Origin of the sequence: Mycobacterium sp. (assembly GCF_035499775.1) — a bacterium.
Taxonomy (GTDB): Bacteria; Actinomycetota; Actinomycetes; order Mycobacteriales; family Mycobacteriaceae; genus Mycobacterium.
In genome coordinates, this window is the sequence record NZ_DATJYB010000523.1 from 1 (window position 1) to 22,690 (window position 22,690).

18 protein-coding genes and 1 pseudogene are annotated in these 22,690 nt (G+C 63.4%); 5 read left to right on the plus strand and 14 right to left on the minus strand.

Annotation, left to right across the window (positions count from 1 at the left end; all coding sequences use genetic code 11):
- On the plus strand, positions 1–234 hold a 234-nt coding region (locus tag VML93_RS32070), incomplete at its 5' end, for a hypothetical protein (protein ID WP_325616867.1).
- Between the two features lie 33 nt (positions 235–267).
- On the opposite strand, the gene VML93_RS32075 is transcribed toward VML93_RS32070, so the two are convergent.
- From VML93_RS32075 to VML93_RS32110, 8 genes are all read right to left on the minus strand, one after another.
- Positions 268–1,155: a 3-oxoacyl-ACP synthase gene (locus tag VML93_RS32075; protein WP_325616869.1), complete on the minus strand. Its 888-nt coding sequence runs from the start codon at positions 1,153–1,155 to the stop codon at positions 268–270.
- Positions 1,139–2,242, minus strand: coding sequence for a 3-oxoacyl-ACP synthase III family protein (locus VML93_RS32080; RefSeq protein WP_325616871.1), 1,104 nt, complete (start codon positions 2,240–2,242; stop codon positions 1,139–1,141). Before VML93_RS32080 ends, VML93_RS32075 begins: the two co-directional genes overlap by 17 nt.
- A complete protein-coding gene (locus tag VML93_RS32085; RefSeq protein ID WP_414686504.1) occupies positions 2,242–3,255 on the minus strand; it encodes an Acg family FMN-binding oxidoreductase in 1,014 nt (337 codons plus the stop codon). The genes VML93_RS32080 and VML93_RS32085 overlap by 1 nt, the downstream gene beginning before the upstream one ends.
- A gap of 89 nt (positions 3,256–3,344) precedes the next feature.
- Positions 3,345–5,627: a phosphoenolpyruvate synthase gene (gene ppsA / locus VML93_RS32090; protein ID WP_325616875.1), complete on the minus strand. Its 2,283-nt coding sequence runs from the start codon at positions 5,625–5,627 to the stop codon at positions 3,345–3,347.
- A gap of 12 nt (positions 5,628–5,639) precedes the next feature.
- Positions 5,640–7,145, minus strand: a complete 1,506-nt coding sequence (locus VML93_RS32095) for a nucleoside monophosphate kinase (RefSeq protein ID WP_325616877.1) — start codon at positions 7,143–7,145, stop codon at positions 5,640–5,642.
- A 37-nt stretch (positions 7,146–7,182) separates the two neighbouring features.
- Positions 7,183–8,079, minus strand: coding sequence for a universal stress protein (locus VML93_RS32100; RefSeq protein ID WP_325616879.1), 897 nt, complete (start codon positions 8,077–8,079; stop codon positions 7,183–7,185).
- Between the two features lie 187 nt (positions 8,080–8,266).
- Positions 8,267–10,654, minus strand: a complete 2,388-nt coding sequence (locus VML93_RS32105) for a heavy metal translocating P-type ATPase (protein ID WP_325616881.1) — start codon at positions 10,652–10,654, stop codon at positions 8,267–8,269.
- Between the two features lie 17 nt (positions 10,655–10,671).
- A complete protein-coding gene (locus VML93_RS32110; protein ID WP_325616883.1) occupies positions 10,672–11,553 on the minus strand; it encodes a universal stress protein in 882 nt (293 codons plus the stop codon).
- Positions 11,554–11,695: 142 nt separating this feature from the next.
- Between VML93_RS32110 and otsB the strand changes: the two genes are divergently transcribed.
- Positions 11,696–15,391 (plus strand): trehalose-phosphatase, encoded by a 3,696-nt coding sequence (gene otsB, locus VML93_RS32115; protein ID WP_325616885.1) that lies wholly within the window; start codon positions 11,696–11,698, stop codon positions 15,389–15,391.
- A 129-nt stretch (positions 15,392–15,520) separates the two neighbouring features.
- On the plus strand, positions 15,521–16,339 hold the full coding sequence (locus VML93_RS32120) for a universal stress protein (protein WP_325616887.1): 819 nt from the start codon (positions 15,521–15,523) through the stop codon (positions 16,337–16,339).
- A gap of 101 nt (positions 16,340–16,440) precedes the next feature.
- On the opposite strand, the gene VML93_RS32125 is transcribed toward VML93_RS32120, so the two are convergent.
- From VML93_RS32125 to VML93_RS32140, 4 genes are all read right to left on the minus strand, one after another.
- Positions 16,441–16,974 (minus strand): GNAT family N-acetyltransferase, encoded by a 534-nt coding sequence (locus VML93_RS32125; RefSeq protein ID WP_325616889.1) that lies wholly within the window; start codon positions 16,972–16,974, stop codon positions 16,441–16,443.
- A 159-nt stretch (positions 16,975–17,133) separates the two neighbouring features.
- Positions 17,134–17,790, minus strand: a complete 657-nt coding sequence (locus VML93_RS32130) for a response regulator transcription factor (RefSeq protein ID WP_325616899.1) — start codon at positions 17,788–17,790, stop codon at positions 17,134–17,136.
- A 548-nt stretch (positions 17,791–18,338) separates the two neighbouring features.
- Positions 18,339–19,709 carry a PAS domain S-box protein gene (locus tag VML93_RS32135; RefSeq protein ID WP_325616890.1) on the minus strand — a complete coding sequence of 457 codons (1,371 nt, stop codon included), beginning with the start codon at positions 19,707–19,709 and terminating at the stop codon, positions 18,339–18,341.
- Positions 19,710–19,877: 168 nt separating this feature from the next.
- A complete protein-coding gene (locus VML93_RS32140; RefSeq protein ID WP_325616891.1) occupies positions 19,878–20,738 on the minus strand; it encodes a universal stress protein in 861 nt (286 codons plus the stop codon).
- Between the two features lie 267 nt (positions 20,739–21,005).
- Between VML93_RS32140 and VML93_RS32145 the strand changes: the two genes are divergently transcribed.
- Positions 21,006–21,395, plus strand: coding sequence for a nitroreductase family deazaflavin-dependent oxidoreductase (locus VML93_RS32145; protein ID WP_325616893.1), 390 nt, complete (start codon positions 21,006–21,008; stop codon positions 21,393–21,395).
- Here VML93_RS32145 and VML93_RS32150 read toward each other — a convergent pair.
- A complete protein-coding gene (locus tag VML93_RS32150; protein WP_325616895.1) occupies positions 21,341–21,667 on the minus strand; it encodes a hypothetical protein in 327 nt (108 codons plus the stop codon). The genes VML93_RS32145 and VML93_RS32150 overlap by 55 nt on opposite strands.
- Here VML93_RS32150 and VML93_RS32155 point away from each other — a divergent pair.
- Positions 21,666–22,412 (plus strand): pyridoxamine 5'-phosphate oxidase family protein, encoded by a 747-nt coding sequence (locus tag VML93_RS32155; protein WP_325616897.1) that lies wholly within the window; start codon positions 21,666–21,668, stop codon positions 22,410–22,412. The two genes, VML93_RS32150 and VML93_RS32155, sit on opposite strands and share 2 nt — an antisense overlap.
- A gap of 50 nt (positions 22,413–22,462) precedes the next feature.
- Here VML93_RS32155 and VML93_RS32160 read toward each other — a convergent pair.
- Positions 22,463–22,690, minus strand: a pseudogene (locus VML93_RS32160) (NAD(P)H nitroreductase); the annotation flags it as partial.

Genomic DNA, 22,690 nt, shown 5'->3' on the forward strand with positions numbered 1-22,690 from the left:
GATTTCACGGCCTCTCCGCCGCCGGCGACAGCCTCGGTGCCGGTCTGCTACAGCTTTCAGATCGTTCCATTGGTCGGCTCGACAAGCCTTCCGCCTACTGGCACTGTCTTCGTCACCGCCGCGATCGGGTTGCGTAACCCCAGCACTAAACCCGACGATCTCGCCGACCCCAGCATGTGGGGACTGATCTCGATCAAGAGCATCCAGCAGACGATTACCTGCGGGACTGACTGAGTCCCCGCCGTCGGATGAGGCCGGTCTTGGGGCTCATGCGCGGTCAGGCTGACGGTATAGGGCGGCACCGGCGGTCACGCCCGCGCCGGCGGTGACTAAGAGCGCCTGAGCTCCCGCCGGAAGCCGGGTGGTCTCCCGCTCGAAGGCCGCCGCCAGCGCTGCGGTGTGCATATCGTGATCATCAGCAACGCTGATCTTCTCGACCGGTATCCCGAGCAGCTCGCTCAGTGCGACACGGAACCCGTTCCGGGGTGGGGCGGCCACGACCACGTCGATAGCCGACAGCGGCACCGATTGCGCGTCCAGGCAGGCCCGTGCCGCGTCGGCTGCCGCCGCCGCGAATTGCTGGTCCATCTCCGCCGACTCACCGAACCGCAGCACGTTACGCGCATCAGCGAAACCGACTGTGGCATTGAATGTTTCGTCGCCTGATCCATTGCCGACGTTCACCCAGGACACCCGGCTCAAGCCGTAGCCGTCGTCGGTCCAACCGCACAACATCGCGGCCCCGGCGGCCGAGAATGGAAACCGCTCGCTCATCCCATGACCCGGATCGGCATCGCTGGCGACGACGAGCGCACGGCGGACGCTGTGGGTCCGCAGGAACCCGTCGACGATCTGCAGGGCGGTGAGGACCCCGCAGGAACCATTGGCGACGTCGAAAGAGAACGTGCCGTGCGCGTCCGCGTGCGGATCCTCGGGGTGGGCGCCGATGTCGTCCTGGATCAACGCCGCCAGGGCCGGTTCACCCAGATTGCGGTCGCGGTAGATCCCGGCATTGACAACAAGATCCAACTCGTCCGGGTCGCATTCGGCCTGCTGCAGGCAGTCCTTGGCCGCGGTGACGGCCAAGTGCAGCGCGCTGTGGCGGCCACGCCACCTGGCGTGTGCGACGTCGACTCGATCAATCACTGTGCCCATAGCGGCTCACCAAATCCTCATCCAGGGTCACCAGGACCACGCCGATCTCCAGCCCCGAAGCCAACGAGAGCAGCGCGATCCGCTCTCCGGCGGCAATGCGTCCCGCCTCGAGTTCCTCGACCAGGGCCACCGTGTGCGTCGTCGAAGCCGTATTGCCATACCGGTCGACGGTGATCACGGCATCGTGGCGGGGCATGTCGCCGAACGACTCTGACATTCGAGCCATCCCTTTGCGGATAGCCCGCGCCGACGTCTGGTGGGTGATCACGTGGTCGATGTCGTGGATCGAGATACCAACTACTTCAAGGACTTCGTGCAGGAGTAACGGGGTGTTGGCGATCGCGGCGCGCTGGATGGCACGCGAGTTCGTGAACATCCGCGCGCCCGGGTCATGGCCCTGCGGATAGGCCAGGCACAGGCGGCTGTAGTCGGCGACCGTGGTGAAGCCGGCAAGTTCGATACCCGCCGACCCGGCGGGGGCTCGCTCCAACAGAAGTGCGGCACCCGCATCGCCGAGCGTCAGACACGCGAGCTCCTTGCTCATGATGTTGCGGATGTGACGCGCCGCGTTATGGCTGAGCTGCGAGATGTACTCACCGCTGACGACCAGTCCCCGCTCGACAATGCCGTGCCGGATCCAGTTGTTCAAAATCGTCACCCCGGTGAGCATTCCGGCGCACGCATTGGACACGTCGAAAGTCATTGCCCGGTGCGCGCCGATCCCCCGCGCCACGGCGTTGCTCATCGTCGGCTCCAGCCACTGGGTCAGGCCACCGCGGAATTTCGTGATGCTGCAATTGATGACGACATCGAGTGAAGCAGGGTCTTGTTGCGCGGTGGCCAGACACTTCTGCGCCGCGGCCATTGCCAGGCTGTAGGAATCCTCGTCACCCACCGAAACCCGGCGTTCGCGAATCCCGGTCAGCCGTTCGAGGTCGATGTGGGTGCGGTGACGGGTGGTGGCCATCAGTTCGTCGGTCGTGAGGTGCGTCTGGGGCAGATGCCGACCGGCACCCGCTAACCGGGCAACATACGGCGGCGCAGCCCCTTCTGCCTGGGTCTCCATAACCAGCCAATGCTTACTCATCACCCCATCTCCTTCCTGCGACCGTCAACCATCAACCAAAACTCGAGGACTTCGGTCACCGGGCGCCGAGCCGTGTGCGGTATGCGTCGGCCCGTCGCCGCTGACCTCCCCACGCGGATCAGCAGTTGCGGCAGGCCGGGAGTTCCAGTCAGTTGCGCGACGATCTTGCGGCTCTGCGCCAACTCGGTCATGTGGGTCAACGTGCACGTCGCCATACCCGCCATGGCGCATTCCAGCAGCACCGCCGAAAGCGCTTCACCACAGCGCAATACGTCCAGCCGCGTGTCGTCGCGAGTCGACAGCACCACGATCTTGGACTGGTCATGGCCGACGTTGACGCGCTGCTGGGTCTCGCTACCGGGTGGGAACCGGCGGGCCACGTCGACGCGGGCCGCTTCGGTGCTGGACACCAGCAGGTGCTGCGGTAGGCGCTCGTCAGATGCGAACGGTGATGTCCACCAGCGAAGTTCGTCCACGTAGGAAGTGTCGTATCGGCGCAGTGTCTCGGTGAGCCGGGACGCCTCGGCCAGCGCCGGGCGGTCATCGTCGACAACCACATCCAGCAGCACGTCGTACTCGACCACCGCGCGGCCCAGAGCTGACTGCAGGGCCGGCCAGTGAGCAGGCGGCTCGAACGGCAACCGGTCGGTATAGCGTCGGGTAATCGCGGCCGCCCGGCGGTACTGCTCGTCGCTGGCGGCCGCGATGGGCTGGAATTGAAGCGTCGCCACGTGGTCCGGGTTGAGCGGGTCGGGGAACCGTTCTGTGCTGCTGTCCCATCCGGCCACGGCCATGGCGACCCGGAGGTGGTCGAGGACCGCACCACAACTCAGCATCAGTTCGCGCCCCGCGTGGTCGGTAGCGTGAATCACCCGTGCGGGGTCGGCATACAAGTGCAGGCCCGTTTCGTCGGCAACCCATCGCCAGGGCTGGCTGTTGTGCAGCGACGGTGCGCGACATGCCAACGTCACCGCGGCGCGGACGACGTCGGAACCGGGCTCCGTCGCTGCCATGTCAACCATCCGAACGAGTTTGGGGCACTTGCAATAAGCGAATGCTAGGAATCCACACCAGAGACCGTAAGAGCCATTGGTCCCTAACCTTACGCACGCGCTGACTCCAGCAGCAGCCGGCGTTCGGCCGCGGCAACTGTCCGCCGAGTGGCGGTGACCGCGTCCGGGTTGACCGATACCGAAGTGATTCCCATCCGGACCAAGTGCTCGGCAAAGGCCGGGTTGGTCGATGGCGCCTGACCGCACAGCGACGAGGTGATGCCGTGTTTGCGCGCTGTCGCGATGATCCGGCCGATCGCATCGAGCACGGCGCTGTCGGATTCGTCGAACAGTTCGGCGCACGTGTCGGAATCGCGGTCGACTCCGAGCACCAGTTGGGTCAGGTCGTTGCTGCCGATGGACACCCCGTCGATACCCATCCCGATGTACTCGGGAAGCCAGTAGGTCACCGATGGGACCTCGGCCATCACCCAGCGATGCAGGCCACGCTGGGTGCCCAGCGGACTGGCGTCGACCAACGACAGGCAGGCCTCCAATTCCCACCGCGTCCGGACGAACGGAATCATCAAATGCGCGTTGGGGTTTCGCTCGCGCACCCGAGCCAGTGCCTGCAGCTCCAGGGCGAACAGGTCGGGCTCTTTGATGTAGCGGTAGCACCCGCGGTAGCCGATCATGGGATTGTGCTCGACCGGCTCGTATGCCTCGCCGCCGCGCAACCCACGGAACTCGTTACTCCGAAAGTCGGTGGCGCGGTAGATGACCGGCCGAGTACCGAACGCCGAGGCGATGCGGCCGATGGATGCCACCATGGCGTCGACGAGTTCGCCCTGCTCACCGTGGGCTATCAGGTCGCGCGGATGTCGTCCGGAAAGTGCCTGAGTGAGCATGAATTCGGCGCGCAGCAAACCCACACCGTCGACGTCTTGCGCAGCAACGGCTTCGGCGTTGTCCGGGATCGCGAGATTGACGTAGATCTTGGTACCGGTCGTGATGCCGGCAGTCCCGGCCGCGGGCGGCTGGACCGCCTCGATCGCGCGCTGGGGCTCGCTGCGTCCGCCGGTGACGGTGCCCCGGCCGCCGTCCACGGTTACTGTCTGACCGTCGTGCAGAACCGTCGTCACGCTACGCGCGCCCACCACACACGGAACTCTGAGTTCGCGCGCCACGATGGCCGCGTGACAGGTCATTCCACCGGTCTCGGTCACCAGCGCCGCCGCGCGGCGGATAGCCGGCAGCCAGTCCGGATTTGTCATCGGAGCTACCAGAATCTCGCCGTCCAGCAACCGGTTTCCCTCTTGCGGCGTGCGCAGAACCCGGACCCGTCCGGACGCGGTACCGGGGGCCGCGGGCAATCCGCGCACCAGCACACCGGAGTCCTGCGAATCCTCAGCTGTGTCGTGCCCCAAGGTCGTAATAGGTCTGGCTTGCACCAACCACGTCTTGCCAGACGCGATCGCCCATTCGACGTCTTGGGGGCAGCCATGGTGCGCTTCGGTGGCGATCGCCAGTTCGGCGACGCGGTGCAAGGCGCTGTCGTCCAGGACGCGCGCTTGTGCCATCGCCGGATCCAATTCCACGGTGACGTCGTGGCCGTCGGGACCGCGTTCGATCTTGAATGCCTGATAGCCGACCTTGACGTCGAGCACTTTCAGCGTCTTCTTGTCGATCACGTAGGTATCGGGCTGGACCTTTCCGGACACCACAACCTCGCCGAGGCCTAACGCCGCTTCGATGACGATGTGATCCCTCTCCCCCGTGCTGGGATCGGTGGTGAATGCGACCCCGGACTGCTCGGAGGCGATCATCTGCTGGACGACCACAGCCATCGCGGGATCAGCGAGGAATCCCCGACTGGCTCGATAGGTGATCACCCGGGGGCTGAACAATGAAGCCCAGCATCGCTTGACGGCGTTGATGACGTCGTCATCCCCGGTCACGTTCGTCACCGTCTGATTCATTCCGGCGAACGACGCGTCGCGCCCGTCCTCACCTGTTGCCGACGACCGCACAGCCACAACACAATTAGTCCCTAACCCGTGGTAAGCATCAAGCAGCTGATCGCGTACCTCGTCGCTGACCCCGGCCTTGGTCACCAAGTTCTGCATGCGATGGCAAAGCTCAGCCAGGCGGGCACTGTTGTCGACCTGCACCAGCGCCTCGCGATGCAAGGCGGCGAGTTCGGTGTCAACCCCGCCCGCCCGCATCGCCGCTAAGTAGCCGCTGCGCAAAAGTACGAAACCGGGCGGAACCGGAAGCCCGGCGGCGACCAGCTCCCCCATGTTCGCGCCCTTACCGCCGGCCTCCTCGGCATCGCTGAGACGCAAGGTCGATATGTCCGAGACATGCGTGGTGACATGAGTGTTCGTTGACATCTACTACTCCTTCTATGTGTGTTGACGCCAGATGTCGTGGGCCTCTTGCAGCGAGTCCTGCAGCGGCCGAGAGGTATCCAACCGGACCGCGGTGTCCCAGTCGTTGAGCCGAGCGGCCAAGGCTGTGGCGATCTCCGGTGTCGCATCAGAATTCCCGCGCTGTCTCGTCCTGACCCGTTCGACTGCGGCGTCAACATTGGCCGAACACATCAGCTGGACTACCCGCGAATGTGCCTGTTTGGCAACGCAATACGCCTGTGCGCGAACTTGCGAGTCCCGCCAGGTGCCGTCTAGAATCACCGATTGCCCATTGGCCAGACACAGACCCGCTTGCCGCAGGGCTGCCTCGTAGACGGTCGTGACGTTGTCCGGGCTGTACAGACCTGCGTCCAGCACGCCCGGATCTCCGCCGATAGCACCCGAAGCACGCAGTTCGCGGCGCACGTCGTCGGTTGAGATAAGCTGCGCTCCAACTTTTTCTGCGAGCGCGCGCGCCACGGTCGACTTGCCGGTGCCTGGGCTTCCACCGATGAGCGCGAGCCGAACTGCGCCGTTTTCCAAGTGCCGGAACGCAATGTCGAGGTGCCGGGCGGCGTCCACCGCGGCTTCCGATTTCCCCTGCGACTCCCGCAGACAGTCGACCTTTGCCCGTACCACCGCGCGGTAGGCGATGTAGAAGTCCCGCAGCGACGAAGGGACGGTATCGGCCGAGTGGGCGACGTAACGCTCGAGAAAGTAGTCACCAAGGTCTTTGCGGCCCAAGAACTCCAGGTCCATCGCGAGGAATGCGGCGTCGTCGATGCGGTCGACGTAGCGGAGTTTGTCGTCGAACTCAAGACAGTCGAGCAGCGCCGGTTCACCGTCCACCCAGAAGATGTCATCGGCGAGCAGATCACCATGACCGTCGACAATGCAGCCCTGTTCGATCCTGCGCATGAGAAGGGCTTCGCGGCCCGCAACGAATTCGGCGGCAAGGCGCTGGATCCGCGCAATCGCCTCTTCCGAGACTGCCGAATTCGCCATGCCCGCGTAGCGGTGGAGCTCCGAGATGTTGTCGCGCCAAAGTTGAACGATCGCAGCAGCGTTGCCCCGGTCATCGATCAACGGGGTCCGCTCGGCCCGTGCGTGAAAGCGTGCCAGGACGGCAGCGATGGTGTCCAATACGCCCGGAATGGACTCGCCTGGGTGGTCACCGGCGACCATGGACGCCAACCGCTGATCGTCGCGATAACGTCGCATGACGACGATCGGTTCGGCCGCTGCCCCGCTCGGGTCGGTGAGGTGTGCGACCCCGAGGTAGCTCGCGGGAGACAACCGCCTGTTCAACTCGACTTCGCGTAGGCAGGCCCGCTCGCGCTGCTCGGGTGTGCGGAAATCCAGGAAGTCGGTCAACACGGGCTTCTTGGCCTTGTAGGCGCGGTCGCCGGCCAGCACCACCACGCCCGTGTGCGTTTCGCGCACATCGACGTAGGGCGGCGCAGTCGCCGGCGGCGACTCGGCAGACCTGTCGGCGGTCATCGCGGGTTCCACAGCTTTGGATTCCTTGTCGCTCTGGTTATTCCGCGACACGATCCGAGCACGGACGCGCCACGATCACCGGCGTATGGACGGAGTGAACGACGGCGTTGCTGACCGAACCCAGCAGCATGGCTGCCGCACCGCCGCGCCCGTGGCTACCCACCACGACAAGCTGAGCGGCTTCCGACTCGTTGATCAGCGCCCGGCCCGGGTGGTCGAGAGTGACAACTCGGCGCACCTCGACATCGGGGTAGCGTTCTTGCCAGACCGCAAGATATTCGGCCACACCACGCTCCGCATCGGATTGCCAGTCCAGCCACGGGACCTGGTAGACGGCAATGTCGCTCCAGGCGTGCAACACCGTCAGCGTGACACCGCGACGCGACGCTTCGTCGAATGCGATAGCGATCGCGCTCTCCGAGGCCGGCGAACAATCGGTTCCCACCAACACGGGGGCTTGATTGGAATGCGGCAGGTACGACGCTTCGGCGCGAATGACCGCCACCGGACACTTCGCGCTGCGCACCACGCCCGAACTGACCGAACCCAGCAACACCCGGCCCACGGCGCCGCGGCCGCTAGACCCCACGACGACCATCTCTGCCTTTTCAGACATTTCGGCCAGCGTCGGCACCGGCCGGGACCATCTCAGCTGGCACGAAATGGGAAACTTGCGGTCTGGCGGCCCGGCATCTCCGGCAATCTTGAATGCCTCTTCGAGTACCCGGCGCCCCTCATCCGCCTGCCCTACTGCGGCGTCGACAGCCAACGACATCTCCGGATTTACCGGTTCGGCCGCGTTCACCATATGAACCAGGGTCAACGGAACGCACCGCATCGCCGCTTCATGCGCAGCCCAGAAAGCGGCGGCGTTCGACGCGGCGGATCCATCTACCCCGACGGCGATGCCATAACGCGTGGAGCCTGCGGACATTTCGTTCTCCCTCAGTCACCCAAAACGCTATTGCTCAGGCAGCCATGGGTCGTGAGACTTTAGTCCTCAAATCGCATGGAATGAGACCCTCCTTGCCTCGGTGCGCGCAGCGGGCCGCCCGCGGGCTATGAGACAAGAGCCCCCTGAGACAACGGCCATAGCGTCGCAAGATTCGGGATCGCAAGATTCAGGAGGTAGTCGCCGCCCTGTTCTCGGGATGCTTTTTTGCGCCCCGTGTCTCCCTGCTCTCGCTTTCCTCCTCTGCCAGCGTGAAGTAGCTTTCCTCTTCCTGGACGAAGTGCAGCCGCAGCAGTGCGTAGAGACCGTACAAGCAAGCCAATAGGTCGTCCACTTGGTCTTGTTGTACCGCCCCAACCGACTGCGCCAGGGCCAGATGGGTGCCGATGCGATCGGAAAGCCGCTGGATTTCGGCATGCATGCGACTCATCGTGGCGGTCGCTTCGCTGCTGCCCAATGGGCCGGCCAGCGCTGGATAAAGCTGGGTTTCCTCGGCTACTTCGTGAGGCAGAATCCGCTCGGTCAGCAAGGCATGCGCTGCGGTCAGCGACTCCAACGCCACGGCGTCCGGGCCGGCGACCAGGCGATCGGCAGTCGCGCGCAGCAGCCCAACGCTGTCGCGGAGCTCATCATGTTCGGTGGCGAAGCGACGTAGCAGCTGCTCGGTTCCCAGAGTCAACTGCAGTTCGGTGGCCGGGTTACCGCGCAGTGCCCGAAGTGCGTTGAGGATCACTGCGATGTCGATACCCTCTTGCAGCAACGCCCCGGCTGCCGGCGGCAAATAGCCCAGCGCCGCGATCGCCATGGCCAACAACGATAGGCTCATGCCCCCTATGGCACTTTGCTTGGCGATGCGCCGGGACCACCGGGCAATATCCATCGCATCGGCCAGTCGCTCAAGGCGGTTGGTGGTCAAGACGACGTCGGCGGCCTCCGAAGATGCGGTGGCTCCACGCGCGCCCATCGCCACCCCGACCGTGGCCGCCGCCAGCGCGGGAGCATCGTTAATGCCGTCGCCGACCATCACCGTCCCCGCGCGTCCGGCTTCGGCGCGCACCGCAGTGCACTTATCGGCCGGTGTCTGATTGGCATACACCTCCTCTAAGCCAAGGATGGCGGCAACCTCCCGGGTTGCGTCGGCTCGGTCGCCGGTGAGCAGGATCAGCCGAGTCAATCCGGCCTCACGCAACCTCCGGACGGTGCGTGGAGCGTCCTGCCGCAACGGATCCCGCAACAACACCGCTCCCACCGGGCCGGTATCGACGCTTACCCAGGCGATCGCCGCGCCGTCCAGCCGGGCGCGGTTGACCGCCGCCCGCGCCCACGTGCTGGTCAGGGTATCGGTCGGCAGCTTGCCTACGGTGGCCAGACGGCCATCGATGGTTGCGGTGACGCCACGGCCCGGCTCTTCGATGACGTTGGTGGGCAGTGACAGGTGAAGGCCCCGGTTCAGCGCTTCGGTGACGATGGCTTCGGCGAGTACATGCGGGGAGAGCTGGTCCACCGACGCGGCCAGCCGCAGTATCTCGGTTACGTCCTGACCGGGTGCGGCCACCACGTCGACGACCGCCGGCCGGCCAACCGTCAGCGTGCCGGTCTTGTCCATCGCCAAAGTCGTTGCATTTCCCAGATTCTCCAGCGCGCCTCCGCTCCGGATAACCACTCCCGCACGGGAGGCCCGGGACAAACCAGAGACGATGGCCACCGGCGCAGCCAGCAGCAGGGGACATGGCGTGGCCACTACCAGCACCGCAACACCACGCACCGCTGACCCGCTGGCAAGCCACGCCACGCCCGCCAGCACCAGCACCAATGGCAGAAACCACGCCGCGTAGCGGTCGGCCAACCGCACGATTGGCGCCGTATCGCCCCCGGCCTGCTGAGCCATTCGCACGATGCCGGCATACGTGCTGTCGTCCGCGGTCGCCGTAGCGCGCAGCTCAAAAGCGCTGCCCGCGTTGACCACACCGCTACGGACCATTTCGCCGACCACCCGTTCGACCTGCAAAGGCTCACCCGTCAGCGCCGACTCATCCAGCACGGCCATCACGTCGGAAATGCGCCCGTCCACCGGCACCACTTCGCCCGGGCCGACGACCACAATGTCGTGGACGGCCACTTCCGCTACCGGTATGGCGCTGACCCGCGTGCCGATGCGTCGCCGCGCGAACCGTGGCGCACGCTCAAGCAGCGCCCGCAGGTCGCGTGACGCACGGCGTTCGGCTGCGGCGTCCAGGGCACGCCCACCGGCCAGCATCACCGCGATCAATGCGCCGGCCAAATATTCGCCGACCAGGAGGGTGCCGACCAACGACAGCACCGCAATCACGTCTACGCCGACACGCCCGTTGCGCAGCGCGGCCAACACCCACGCCACCGCCGGGACGATCGCGAGCACCGTACCTGCGATCCAGCAGCCGTCGGCCACGCTGCGCCAACCCGCCAGCCATGCGATTCCACCGGCGGCCAACCCACCCAGCGTGAAGACCACCAAAGCGGGCTCGACGCGCCATGGTAGCCACGAAATCCTGTGGCGAGCAACGGATTTCGAAGCCACAACAACTTCCTTCCGGCCTACTTGGACGGCCGCGCCACGATCACCGGCGTATGCACCGCGTGTACGACGGCGTTGCTGACCGAGCCCAGCACCAGCCCGCTCAAGCCGCCCCGGCCGTGGCTGCCCACAACGACGAGCTGAGCCGATTCCGACTCCTCGATCAGCGCCCGGCCAGGATGATCAAGGGTAATTACGCGAGTCACCGTGACATCGGGGTAACGCTCTTGCCAGCCCGCCAGATATTCGGCCAGCTCCCGCTCCGCCTCCGGCCGCCAGTCACCCCACGGAACTTGGTATGCCGCAACGTCACTCCAGGCATGCAGCGCCGTGAGCCCCACACCGCGAAACGACGCTTCTTCGAAGGCGACGGCGACCGCAAGCTCCGAAGCCGGCGAGCAGTCGATACCTACCAGCACGGGACCTTCCCTGGACTGCGGCGTGATCGATGCTTCGGCACGAATGACCGCCACCGGAGACTTCGCGCTGCGCACCACGCCCGAACTGACCGAACCCAGCAACACCCGGCCGACCGCGCCGCGCCCGTTAGACCCCACCACGACCATATCCGCGTCTTCGGACAGATCGACCAGCGTCGGCACCGGAGGTGACTTCTTCACCTCAGTTGCGACCGCGATCTTCTGGTCTGCCGGTAGCGCATCTTCGGCGATCTTGGCCGCCTGCTTGAGAACCTCAAGGCCGTCGTCTTCCTGAAACTCTGCAACGCCGCTCGGCAGCGGTATCTGCGGATAGGTCGGTACGAATGTCTTGAACATATGTACCAAGTTCAGTGGGACATTTCGCATCGCCGCTTCGCGTGCGGCCCAACCGACGGCGGCGTTCGATGCCGCCGATCCGTCGACCCCGACGACGATGCCATAACGCTCGACGTTTGTAGACATCGTGTTCTCCCTCAGTCATCGAAAACGCTATGCCGAGGTGTTCTATTCGTAATGAGACTTTAGTCCCTAAGCATGGGGACGTCAGGCCTTCATTGGGTCGCGCGGGTTCGATCAGGGCCGACGCTGTGGCATCGTCACCAACATGACCGAATGGCCCGCCGCCATTGACCGGCGCTATCACGATGCGGTGATCTTCAATCTTGACTGCTTGGTCACCGACACCGCCTCGGACGGTGTGGGCACCTTCGATTCGGCAGTCCCACTGCTGCGCCGGCTCCAAGAGGTGGGCGTTACCTCGGGCGTCTACTCATCCAGCCGAAACTGCGCGAAGGCCTTGCGCGCCGCAGGCATCGACGAATTCGTCACAGTAACCCTCACCGGACCCGAGTTCGGCGGGGGGCTCGACACGGCAGTCGTGATCGAAGCGGCCCGTCGTCTGGGTGTCCGTCCCGACCGCTGCGCGGTTATCGCGCACGACCAGTCCGGTGTATCGGCCAGCAGTGACAGCGGATTCAGCCTGGTTATCGGTCTCGACCGGAACGGAAATGCGGACAAACTGCTGTCGTGCGGAGCCGACGCGGTGATTGCCGACCTGGCTGAAATCTCGGTGCGAAGCGGTGATGCCGCCATGTCGGCAATCCCCGATGCCCTGCAGGTCTACAGCCAGCTCAAAGAGCTGGTGACGGGCCGGCGACCAACGGTGTTCCTCGATTTCGACGGCACGCTTTCCGACATCGTCGAGCACCCCGAGTCGGCAACGCTGGTCAATGGCGCCGCCGAGGCGTTGCGGGCGCTGGCGGAACGGTGCGCAGTCGGCGTGATCAGCGGCCGAGACCTCGCCGATGTCCGCGACCGGGTCAACGTCGACGGGCTGTGGCTCGCCGGCAGTCACGGATTCGAACTGATCGGGCCGGATGGCAGCCATCACCAGAATGCCCCCGCCACCAAGGCAATCGACACTTTGGCACATGCCGCGAAGCGATTGGCGGAGGATCTCAGCGACATCCCGGGAACGGCGGTAGAACACAAGCGTTTCGCCGTCGCAGTGCACTACCGCAACGCCGATCCGCACAGCGTCGACCAGGTGATTGCGGTGGTTCGCCGACTCGGGCGTGCTGAGGGTCTGCGGGTGACGACCGGGCGCAAGGTCATCGAACTTCGGCCAAATATCGACTGGGACAAGGGCAAGACGCTGCAGTGGATGCTCGACCATATGGCGCGGGACGACGGTGGGGGCGACCCCGGGACGGTTCTGCCGATCTACATCGGCGACGACATCACAGACGAGGATGCATTCGACGCGGTCCGCTTCGGCGGCGTCGGAATCATGGTGCGTCACGACGAGGCCCGAGATCGCCTCTCCGCCGCCTCGTTCAGCATCGAAAACCCCTCCGCGGTAATAGAGTTCATCCGTCGGCTCGCCGATGACCTCGACGATGCAGCGGCTGGTCCGGACGACCCGTGGGAGCTCGTCTACGAAGGTTACGACCCGAAGAACGAACGGCTGCGCGAGGCGCTGTGCACCGTCGGCAACGGCTACCTCGCCACCCGTGGCTGCGCACCCGAGGCACCAGCATCCGAGGTCCATTACCCGGGCACCTATGCCACCGGCGTCTACAACATCCTGAGCGATCGGATCGCAGGCCGGATGATCGAGAACGAGAGCCTTGTCAACCTACCCAACTGGTTGGCATTGACGTTCCGCGTCGATGGTGGGCCATGGTTCAGCGTCGACGACACCGAATTGCTCTTCTATCGCCAGACATTCGATCTGCGGCATGCAACGCTGACCCGCCGACTGCGATTCCGGGACGGTGCTGGGCGGATCACCACACTGAACCAGCAGCGCTTCGCGTCCATGCTCGAGCCACACCTGGTCGCCATGCGAACCACGATCGAGGCCGAGAATTGGTCGGGCACAGTTGAGTTCAGATCACTGATCGATGGGGCCGTGGGCAATACCATGGTTGACCGCTATCGTTCGCTGTCGAGTACCCACCTCACCGCAGCGGTGATGGACGAAATAGCGCCCGACTCAGCGATACTGCGAACTCAGACGTCGCAATCGTGTATCTCGATCGCCCTGGCCGCCCGCAACACGGTATGGCACGACGACGCCCCGGCAGAGGCACATTACGCGCTGGTCCGCGAATCCAACCGCGGCGGTCACGACATCCAGGTCGCGCTTTCGGCGGGGGAATCTGTCACCCTGGAGAAAGTGGTGACCATCTTCACCGGTCGGGATCCCGCCATATCCGAACCGGCGAGCACCGCACAGCACTATCTCGAAGAGGCCGGTCGATATGCCGATCTCCATCGGCAACACGCCCGCGCGTGGGCCCGGCTGTGGGAGCAATGCAACGTCGGCCTCACCGACAACAGGGCCGCGTTGCGCGTCCTCCGACTGCATTTGGTGCATCTGCTACAGACGATTTCGCCGCACACCGCCGAACTCGACGCCGGAGTCCCGGCGCGGGGGTTGCACGGCGAGGCTTACCGCGGACATGTCTTCTGGGATGCGCTATTCGTCTCCCCGGTGCTGAACCTGCGTTTGCCGAATGTCTCCCGGTCGCTGCTGCTTTATCGGTTTCGGCGGCTTCCCGAGGCGCGCCGCGCAGCGCACCGGGCGGGTCACCTCGGCGCGATGTTTCCCTGGCAATCCGGCAGTGACGGGCGCGAAGTGAGCCAGGAAGTTCACCTCAACCCGCAGTCCGGCCGGTGGAATCCGGATGCGAGTGCGCGTGCACATCACGTCGGCCTCGCCGTTGCCTACAACACGTGGCAGCACTACCAGGTCACCGGTGACCGCCAGTTTCTCGTCGACTACGGGGCCGAGATGCTGGTCGAGATCGCCCGTTTCTGGGCGGGCCTGGCCAGTTTCGACGACAACCGAGGCCGTTACACGATCCGGGGCATCATCGGCCCCGACGAGTTCCATTCCGGCTATCCGGGCAAGGAATACGACGGAATCGACAACAACGCGTACACCAATGTGATGGCGGTTTGGGTGATCCTGCGGGCGATGGACGCACTCGACCTGCTGCCACTGCGGGATCGGCTTGATCTCGTCGGGAAAATCGGTCTGACAACGCAGGAGCGCGACCGATGGGATCACGTCAGCCGGCGCATGTTCGTGCCGTTCCATGACGAAGTGATCAGTCAGTTCGAAGGCTATTCGGAACTGGCGGAACTGGATTGGGAGCGCTACCGGCAGCAATACGGAAACATCCAGCGGCTCGATCGCATCTTGGAAGCCGAAAACGACAGCGTGAACAACTACAAGGCGTCCAAGCAGGCGGATGCGCTGATGCTGTTCTACCTGTTGTCGTCGGAAGAGTTGCTCGGCCTGTTCGGTCGGCTCGGCTACCATTTCCGTCCGGAGCAGATCCCGAAGACGATCGACTATTACCTGTCGCGCACCTCGGACGGATCGACGCTCAGCGCGATCGTCCATTCGTGGGTTCTTGCCCGCGCCAACCGGCACCACGCCATGCGGTACTTCATTCAGGTACTGGGCTCTGACGTTGTGGACCTGCAGGGCGGCACAACATCGGAAGGAATACACCTGGCAGCGATGGCCGGCAGCGTCGATCTGCTGCAGCGGTGTTTTACCGGACTCGAAACACGGAACGACCGCCTGGTTCTCGGCCCGCATTGGCCGGAGAGTCTTGGTCCGATCGAGTTCCCCTTCGTGTATCGCGGTCACCGCCTTCACCTTCGGATCAGTGGACGTACCGCCGCACTGACGGCGGAAGCCGGGAACACCGGTCCGATCGATGTCGAATGTCGCGGCCGTGTTCACCGACTATTGCCCGGGCACACTATCGAGGTTGGCTGAATGAAGCTGTGACGTGACCATCGCCGGGAAAAAGGGCCGAATGGCCCTGCTGTACGGACATGATGCCGAATAACGTTTCCGATTGGGCGCAGGGTATTCGAGTTGCCCGGCCCGATCCGAGAGGACAAGATGAGCCATCCGCAAGCACCAAAGCGAGTCGTTGTGGGTATTGACGGCTCGGAAGCGGCTATCAATGCGGCCAAATGGGCCGTCAGCGAGGCGATCAGCCGCGACGTGCCGCTTCGCCTCGTCCACGCGATTCCCGAACCTCGGCCCGATGCGCCCGCAGATGACGACAGTCTGGACATCGAGTACGGCGAAACGGCGCTGCGCGCCGCCACCGCGGCGCTGCACGCCATGGGTGAGCAGGTCAAAGTCGAAACTGACATCGTCCATGGATCGTCCGACAGCGTCTTAGTTGACGAATCTCGCCACGCCGCAATGGTTTGTATCGGCACTATCGGGATCGGACAGGTCGCGCGCAAATTTCTCGGCTCGACTGCCGCCAGTGTCGCCAAGGGGGCGCGTTGTCCCGTGGCGGTGATTCGCGACAATCGTGAAGCTGAGAAGTCCCCTTCTCGCGAATGGATCGCCGTTGCCGTCGGCGATTCACCCGGCAACGACATGGTCCTCGACTACGGCTTCAAGGAAGCGCAACTTCGCAAGGCGCCGATCTTGGCGATGGGAGTCTGGCGCTGGGGCTTGGGCGAAATACCATACCGTCAATTGGATCATCGGCTCGGCCGCTGGGTGTCACAGTTTCCCGACGTGCACGTGCTTCCGGCTGCCGCTCGACACGGAGTCGCTGAATTTCTCACCAGCACAAAGGAATCCGTTCAGCTTGCGGTGGTAGGCAGATCTGATTCCGGGAAGGTAGCTCGAATGGTCGGTCCGATTAATCCCCACTTCGGACACGCCGGGTGTTCAGTCCTCGTGGTGCGCGACTAGTGCCAGGAAATCAACGCACTCATACCGCAACCAACACTCGTCATTTTCTTGTTCCCGACAACGTCCGGCGCTACTTGCTGCCGAACCTCAAGCGCGGGTGTCTAAGTCTCGACACGAGTTTCCGGCAGTTCAAACTCCAGGTGGCAGACCGGTCCATAGCTCGTTCGCTCTCTCGGCCAAGCTAAATCGGAGAAGACTTTGAGCATGAGATGGTTCTCGGTCAAAACGTCGGCGATGAATCGCCGTACCCCGTGGGTTTTAGCGATTGCGGCCAGACGTCCGAGCAATGCAGTTCCGACTCCCCGCAAGTGATCCTCGTGGGCAACCACGATCGCGACGTCGGCAGCGGCCGAGTCGTGGTCGGAGACCTGATAGTTCGCTACACCAATCAGTCGGTGCCCGTCGAACGCACCAAGAGCGCACTGGCCGGCAGCGGGCGTACTCAGCTTGGTGACGAGTTCATCCAGATGTACCGGATTCAGCGTGAAAAAGCGTAGGTAGCGGTCACGATCACTGAGGTGTTGATGTAGTGCCACAAGGGCTTTAGTGTCACCGGCACTAAGGCAGCGCAACAAGATGCGTCTTCCATCTAGTAATCGACATGCAGCCCTGTCGTCGATCGTTTCCGGGCTCATCACCACTCCTCAAGCTTGATATCTAGCGCCTCAGCCGCCGAGCGCCCAAACATGAGATTATGCCGGGTCGACGCCGTGTCGGCAGGGCCGTTAGACCTTGTTCCACTGGTCTTCGCAACCGCTAGATTCGGAGCGCCGAAACCGTTGTCAAGATGTCGTTTATGTAGCCGGAGGCGACGGCGCCTTCGGCTGCCCCAACTTCGAGGCGAATACTGCCGCTTGGGTCCTCCGTTCCATGTTCAGTTTGGCCAGCAACCGCGATACGTAGTTCTTTACGGTCTTCTCGGCCAGAAACATCCGCGCAGCGATCTGCCTGTTGGTCAAGCCCTCTCCGAGCAGTCCGAGCAGCGTTCGCTCGCGCTCAGTCAATCCAGACAACGGGTCTTCGTGGTCCCCCGCGCTACGAAGTCTTGCCATCAACGCCGCCGCCGCCCGGGTATCGAGTAGCGATTTGCCGGCACCGACGTCCTTGATCGCTTGAGCCAGTTCCATCCCTCTGATGTCTTTGACGACGTACCCACTGGCCCCAGCCAGAATCGCGTCGAGCATCGCTTCATCGGAGGTGAACGATGTCAACATCAGACACCGCAGCTCCGGGAGTTCGGACAACAAGTCGCGGCACAATTCGATTCCATTGCCATCTGGAAGGCGCACGTCGAGCACGGCGACGTCGGGTTTTAACGCGGGAATTCTCACCATCGCTTCGGACACCGAGCCCGCGTCACCTACGACTTGGAGGTCAGGGTCTGACGCGAGCAGGTCGGCGAGACCCCGACGAACGACCTCATGGTCATCAACCAAGAAAACCTTAACCACGGCGCGTCCTTCCTGCTGACGGTTCAAGGCAAGAACATGGAACCTCGTTTCAATATCCCATATCTTCGAGATAGTCCATCTAATGGATGCCGGCGGCTGACGATCAGCGGCGAGGGTTTCGCTCGCTGCAGACGGCACCGCCAAACGGCCGCAGCGGACCAGCGATGATGAACTATTGCTGGCGGTTCACCTGCTTGCGTTCGGTAATCTCAGGGTGATTGCGCCTGTGGCGGTCGTCGACGCCCCGGTCCTGTCCAGCGATTCTGGCTCGCCGTTCAGGAGTAGTCCACATCGATGATGGAGCCGCTTTCGGCGTGATTGCCTGGCGCAGAATATATTTCATCGTACTCCGATCCACGCCGTTGGCTTAGTTGCGAGCGTGCCCCACCTCGCGTGTGATATGCAGGTCACGCATAGGGCCTGAAATCGCCTGCCGGGATCATCGATGTCTCACCGGGCGCGACAAGCCGTGACTTGGGGCGCGGGAGAGCGATTGGGGCGCTTAAGGTCTGGTATCCAGCCGAGGGAAGGTCAGCACGGCAGTGCAGTCAGGATAAGGGAACTGCCCATCGCAACCGTGCCCCGCCACCCGGGCTGTCACCTATGGTGAGGCTGCCACCGAGCGCCAGGGCGCGTTGGCGGAGGTTGACCAGCCCGCCTTCGGTGAGTTCGTCGGGTATGCCTTTGCCGTTGTCGGAGACGTCGATGCACAGCTCGTCTGCGACATCGACGACGATGACAAGCCTGGTAGCCTCGGCATGTCGTACCGCGTTGATTATCGCTTCCTTGAGGACGGCCTCGGCATGGTCGGCCAATGCAGTTTCGACGACCGACAGAGGTCCTTTGTATTGGACGGTGGTCGCCAAATCCCTAGATAGTTGGCCGATCAGATCATCGAAGCGCTGCTGCAGCCCAGCTATATCGGCGTGGCTGCGACGGAGGTCGAAGATCGCGGTACGGAAGTCTTGGACCACCGCGTGCAGGTCATCAATTGCCTCATTCAAGCGCTGCTGAACTTCAGCGGAGCCGGCCCGCGGTACGGTGGCCTGCAGGGCGAGCCCGACGGCGAAGACCCGCTGGAGCGCATGATCTTGCAGTTCGCTGGCAATGCGGTCGCGTTCGGCGGACACTTCGGCCTGGGCTTGGACATCGGCTAGTTCGGACTGAACGGCCAAGTGCTCGGTGATATCGCGGATTGCCGCCGACACCAATACGCCCTGGTCGGTGCGCAGCGGACTGAGGCTTACGTCGACCGGAAATGTCGTGCCGTCGCTGCGCAGCCCCCACAGGTTCAGGCCGGCTCCCATCCTCCGGGGTTCAGGTTCGTCGATGAAGCCGGTGCGGTGGTGTTCGTGCGCGCCACGAAGTGGGGTAGGCACGAGAATCTCGACCGATCTGCCGATCAGGTCTTGGCGCCGGTAGCCGAACATATGGTCGGTTTGCGCGTTCGCGAGCAGGATGCGCCCATCAGGGGCGATGATGACCATCGCATCCGGGGCGGACTCGAGTAGGTCATGGAACATGTTTTCGGCCCGCTGATGTTCGGCGGTCAGGTCTCGGATTACCGATGCGAATGCGGTGATGACGCCCGCCTCATCTTGGATTGGACTCAGCACCACGCCGGCCCGGAAGAGTTCACCGTTCTTACGTATCCGCCAGCCCTCGAACTCCACTCGACCCGATCCGTCTGCGGTGGCTAGCTCGCGTTCGGCCACACCGGCAGCGCGATCCTCCGCTGTGTAGAACATCGACACCGGCCGATCGAGAACCTCAACCGCGGAGTAACCCAACAATGCCTCTGCGCCTGGGCACCAGCGGACTACGCTCCCATTGACATCAAGTTGGACGATTGCGTAATCGGTGATCGCGTCCAGCATCGCATCGACATCGCAAAGACGCTGGTGCAGACTCTTATTCAACAACTTAGCGCTTAGGGAGCGTTCAGCGCTGGGCGATGTCATCCGGCTCAATCACCCTTCGTTGTCCCAGGCCCGCTTGCGCTGATGCTAACCCGGGCTAAAGATGTGACCCGGCGATATTCGTCCCATGGGTCGGGACACCTGCCACATCGATCACCCTCATGATTACTAGTGGCCTAGCCGCTCGAGTCCGACGACAACCAGCGAGCAATCACTGCCACGTAGGGCGAGTTCACCGCCCGCGTCAAGTAGCTGGTGCATTTCGCCAGGCCGGCTGGAACTGACCATGAGCAACTGGATCAACGCGGCATGAGTTGCGGCGTAATCGACGAACGAGCCATCCAAAGCAACTGTGTCGATTCCTAACTCGGGATAGTCATGCTTCGCGCGCTCAAGGAGAACGTCCAGCGTGACGCATCCCTTCCGATTGCCTTGGATGTCGCGAGACCGCGATTGCGCTGTTGTCACCACCCGCAACGGAGCGTGTCGCCGCAGAGCCTCATTGATCGCCAGATCCAGAACGTCCAAATCGTCGGGCGACTCATCGACACGCGCAACAATGCAACCGCGACCCGTGCCGTCTGCGTCGTCGCCGTCTCCTCGAATGATTGCAACCGAGCAATGGGCAGATAGCGCCAATTCCTTCGCTGTTGAACCCAACCAGGCGTTCGGGTGTTGTGCGGATCCTTTGTCCCCGACGCAAATCAACGTCGCGGAGCGTGAAGCGGCGAGCAGTGTCGGCACCGGGTGTCCGTCGATGATCTCCGCCTCGACCTTCAGCGGCTTGCCCATCCTGTCAATAGCCTGGCAGGCGTCGTGTACGACTTCCTCCGCCGCCTGCAGCGTCGCCCTCGCTTCGCGCCGGCTAGCGCCCGGGGCCGCCCTCGTGACGTGGAGCAAACGCAGCGGAATGTCGGTGCCGGCTACTTCGTCAACCGCCCATCGAGCGGCGCGAATCGCAGGTTTCGATCCGTCGACGCCGACGATCACAGACTTGGGCGGGTACTGATCGAACATCGCGAACTCCAAGTGATCAAAGATGTCAAGAAGCTATCGCGAAGGGTAAGCGCCGGAACGCCGAAGAAGCAGAGGCTTTGGTCCTCGATTCGAGGCCCCAATCACCCTGAGGTGCGTTCAGCGCTCACGGCGCGAGCTTTGAGGACTTCAGACCCTATTCGCGCGCGAGGCGACATGGTCGGATACGGCATGAGCCACTCCCATCGAGATATGAGGCGGCGCATGTGTATTTAGGTACGGTGCTTACCGCGACGCGGAGAGTAAACATGAGGAGAAACGATGGCCTTTCTTGATCGCGTCCGAGTGTTCAACAAGCGGGTCCTCAATCCGCTGATGATGCGAATGGCGGGGCGAAAATACTGGTATGCCTCGGTGATTGAACACACCGGGCGGCGCTCCGGCAAGGAATATTCGACGCCGGTCGCAGCGGAACGGGTGCCGGACGGCTTCATCGTTCCTCTCCCCTACGGCGTCGATGTCGACTGGTTGCGGAATGTCCTGACCGCGGGGCGTGCGACGATCAGGTCTCATGGCCGAACCTACCGGGTGGTTGCACCCCAGATCATCTCCGCAGAATCGGCTGCCCCACAACTTCGGCCCGAGCGGCGACGCACCTACGACCTGTTCGGGGTGAAGAACTTCCTCTCCGTGAAGTCCGACACGAAATAGCCCTTCGCCGCTGGACGGCCTGTGTCGCCGATAGACGGCGATATCTCTACCAGAAGAATGTTTTCCGACACAACGCCTTTGGGCCGACAGACTGGTGGCGCGAGCGCCTCGATTACCTCCTCAATGAAGAACTTCAACCGGAGGGTGCGCTCGTGATTACTCGCGATGTCGAGGTGCGCGCCGTCGCGGACTTGGCTTTCCGCCCGCCACGTGCCGCCTTGGCTGCCGTTGTCGACGGCGGGGTCCTTGGTTCTTCCGGTCAACGTGACCATGGAAGATCCGTTGGATCTCGTGTCGTCGCCGCGCATTGTGCAGGTGCCGAGCGGTAGTCCGAATGTGGCGGATCGCGATGTTGTGGTGGTCGCCGACGACGGCCCGCAATGGTTCCGATTGCGCTCACTGACCGTCAGAGGGACGGCCAAAGCCATTGACGATCGCGCTTATCGGCTCGTGCCCAAGCGAATCGTGGCCTGGGACTACGGCTCGTTGCGCGAGGTCTCGACACCATCGGGAGGCCCAGCTGCACTGCGGGCGCCGTGGTCAGACACCGAACAAGAGGACGACCTTGAAGCGTTCCAATCGCCGAATCTTCAAGCGGCGATGCGTAAGTCGCGAGTCATGATCCTCACGAGCCGTTCCCGGCTGGGACTGCCGCTCGCGGTACCGCTGTGGTTCGTCGTTTCTCACGATGGCCGCATTTATGCGACGACCTCGGCGTCATCCTGGACGGCACGTAACGTGGCCGTTTGCCCGCAGGTGGCCGTACTGCTCGGCGGCGAGGGTCGAGACTGCACCGATCGGCTCCTGGTCCGCGGAGACGGCCGAGCGGTGAGAGGCATGCCACCGCGGGCGGTGCTCGCTCAGATAGCTTGGCGCTACTACTTGCAACCGCAGTTCGCAGCGGTAGATCTCAGTCACATAGGGCTATGGTGGAAGCGAATTCGGTACTACGGCCAATCGCAGGCAGCACACATCGTGGTCACGCCCAAGGCAGCGACCGAATACCAGCTGACATAGTCGCCGCAAACCGCTCCGACTGTTCACAGGTGGCCGGCCGAGGCGGGATCCTAGGGACGAATCTCCAGCACTTCGCTCAAGGGTCGGCGCGGTGTCGGAGGCGGAGTCAACTCGTCTTTCGGCTCGATACCGATTCGAATCAGTACCTGAGGTACCGATGCCAAAGTGCTGGTGAGATCCCGGATGATCTCTCGACCGGCTGCCAGCTCCGTAACGTGTGTTACCGGACAAGTTGCCAGCCCAACCATCGTGCACTCCAACAAAATCGCCGAGAGCGC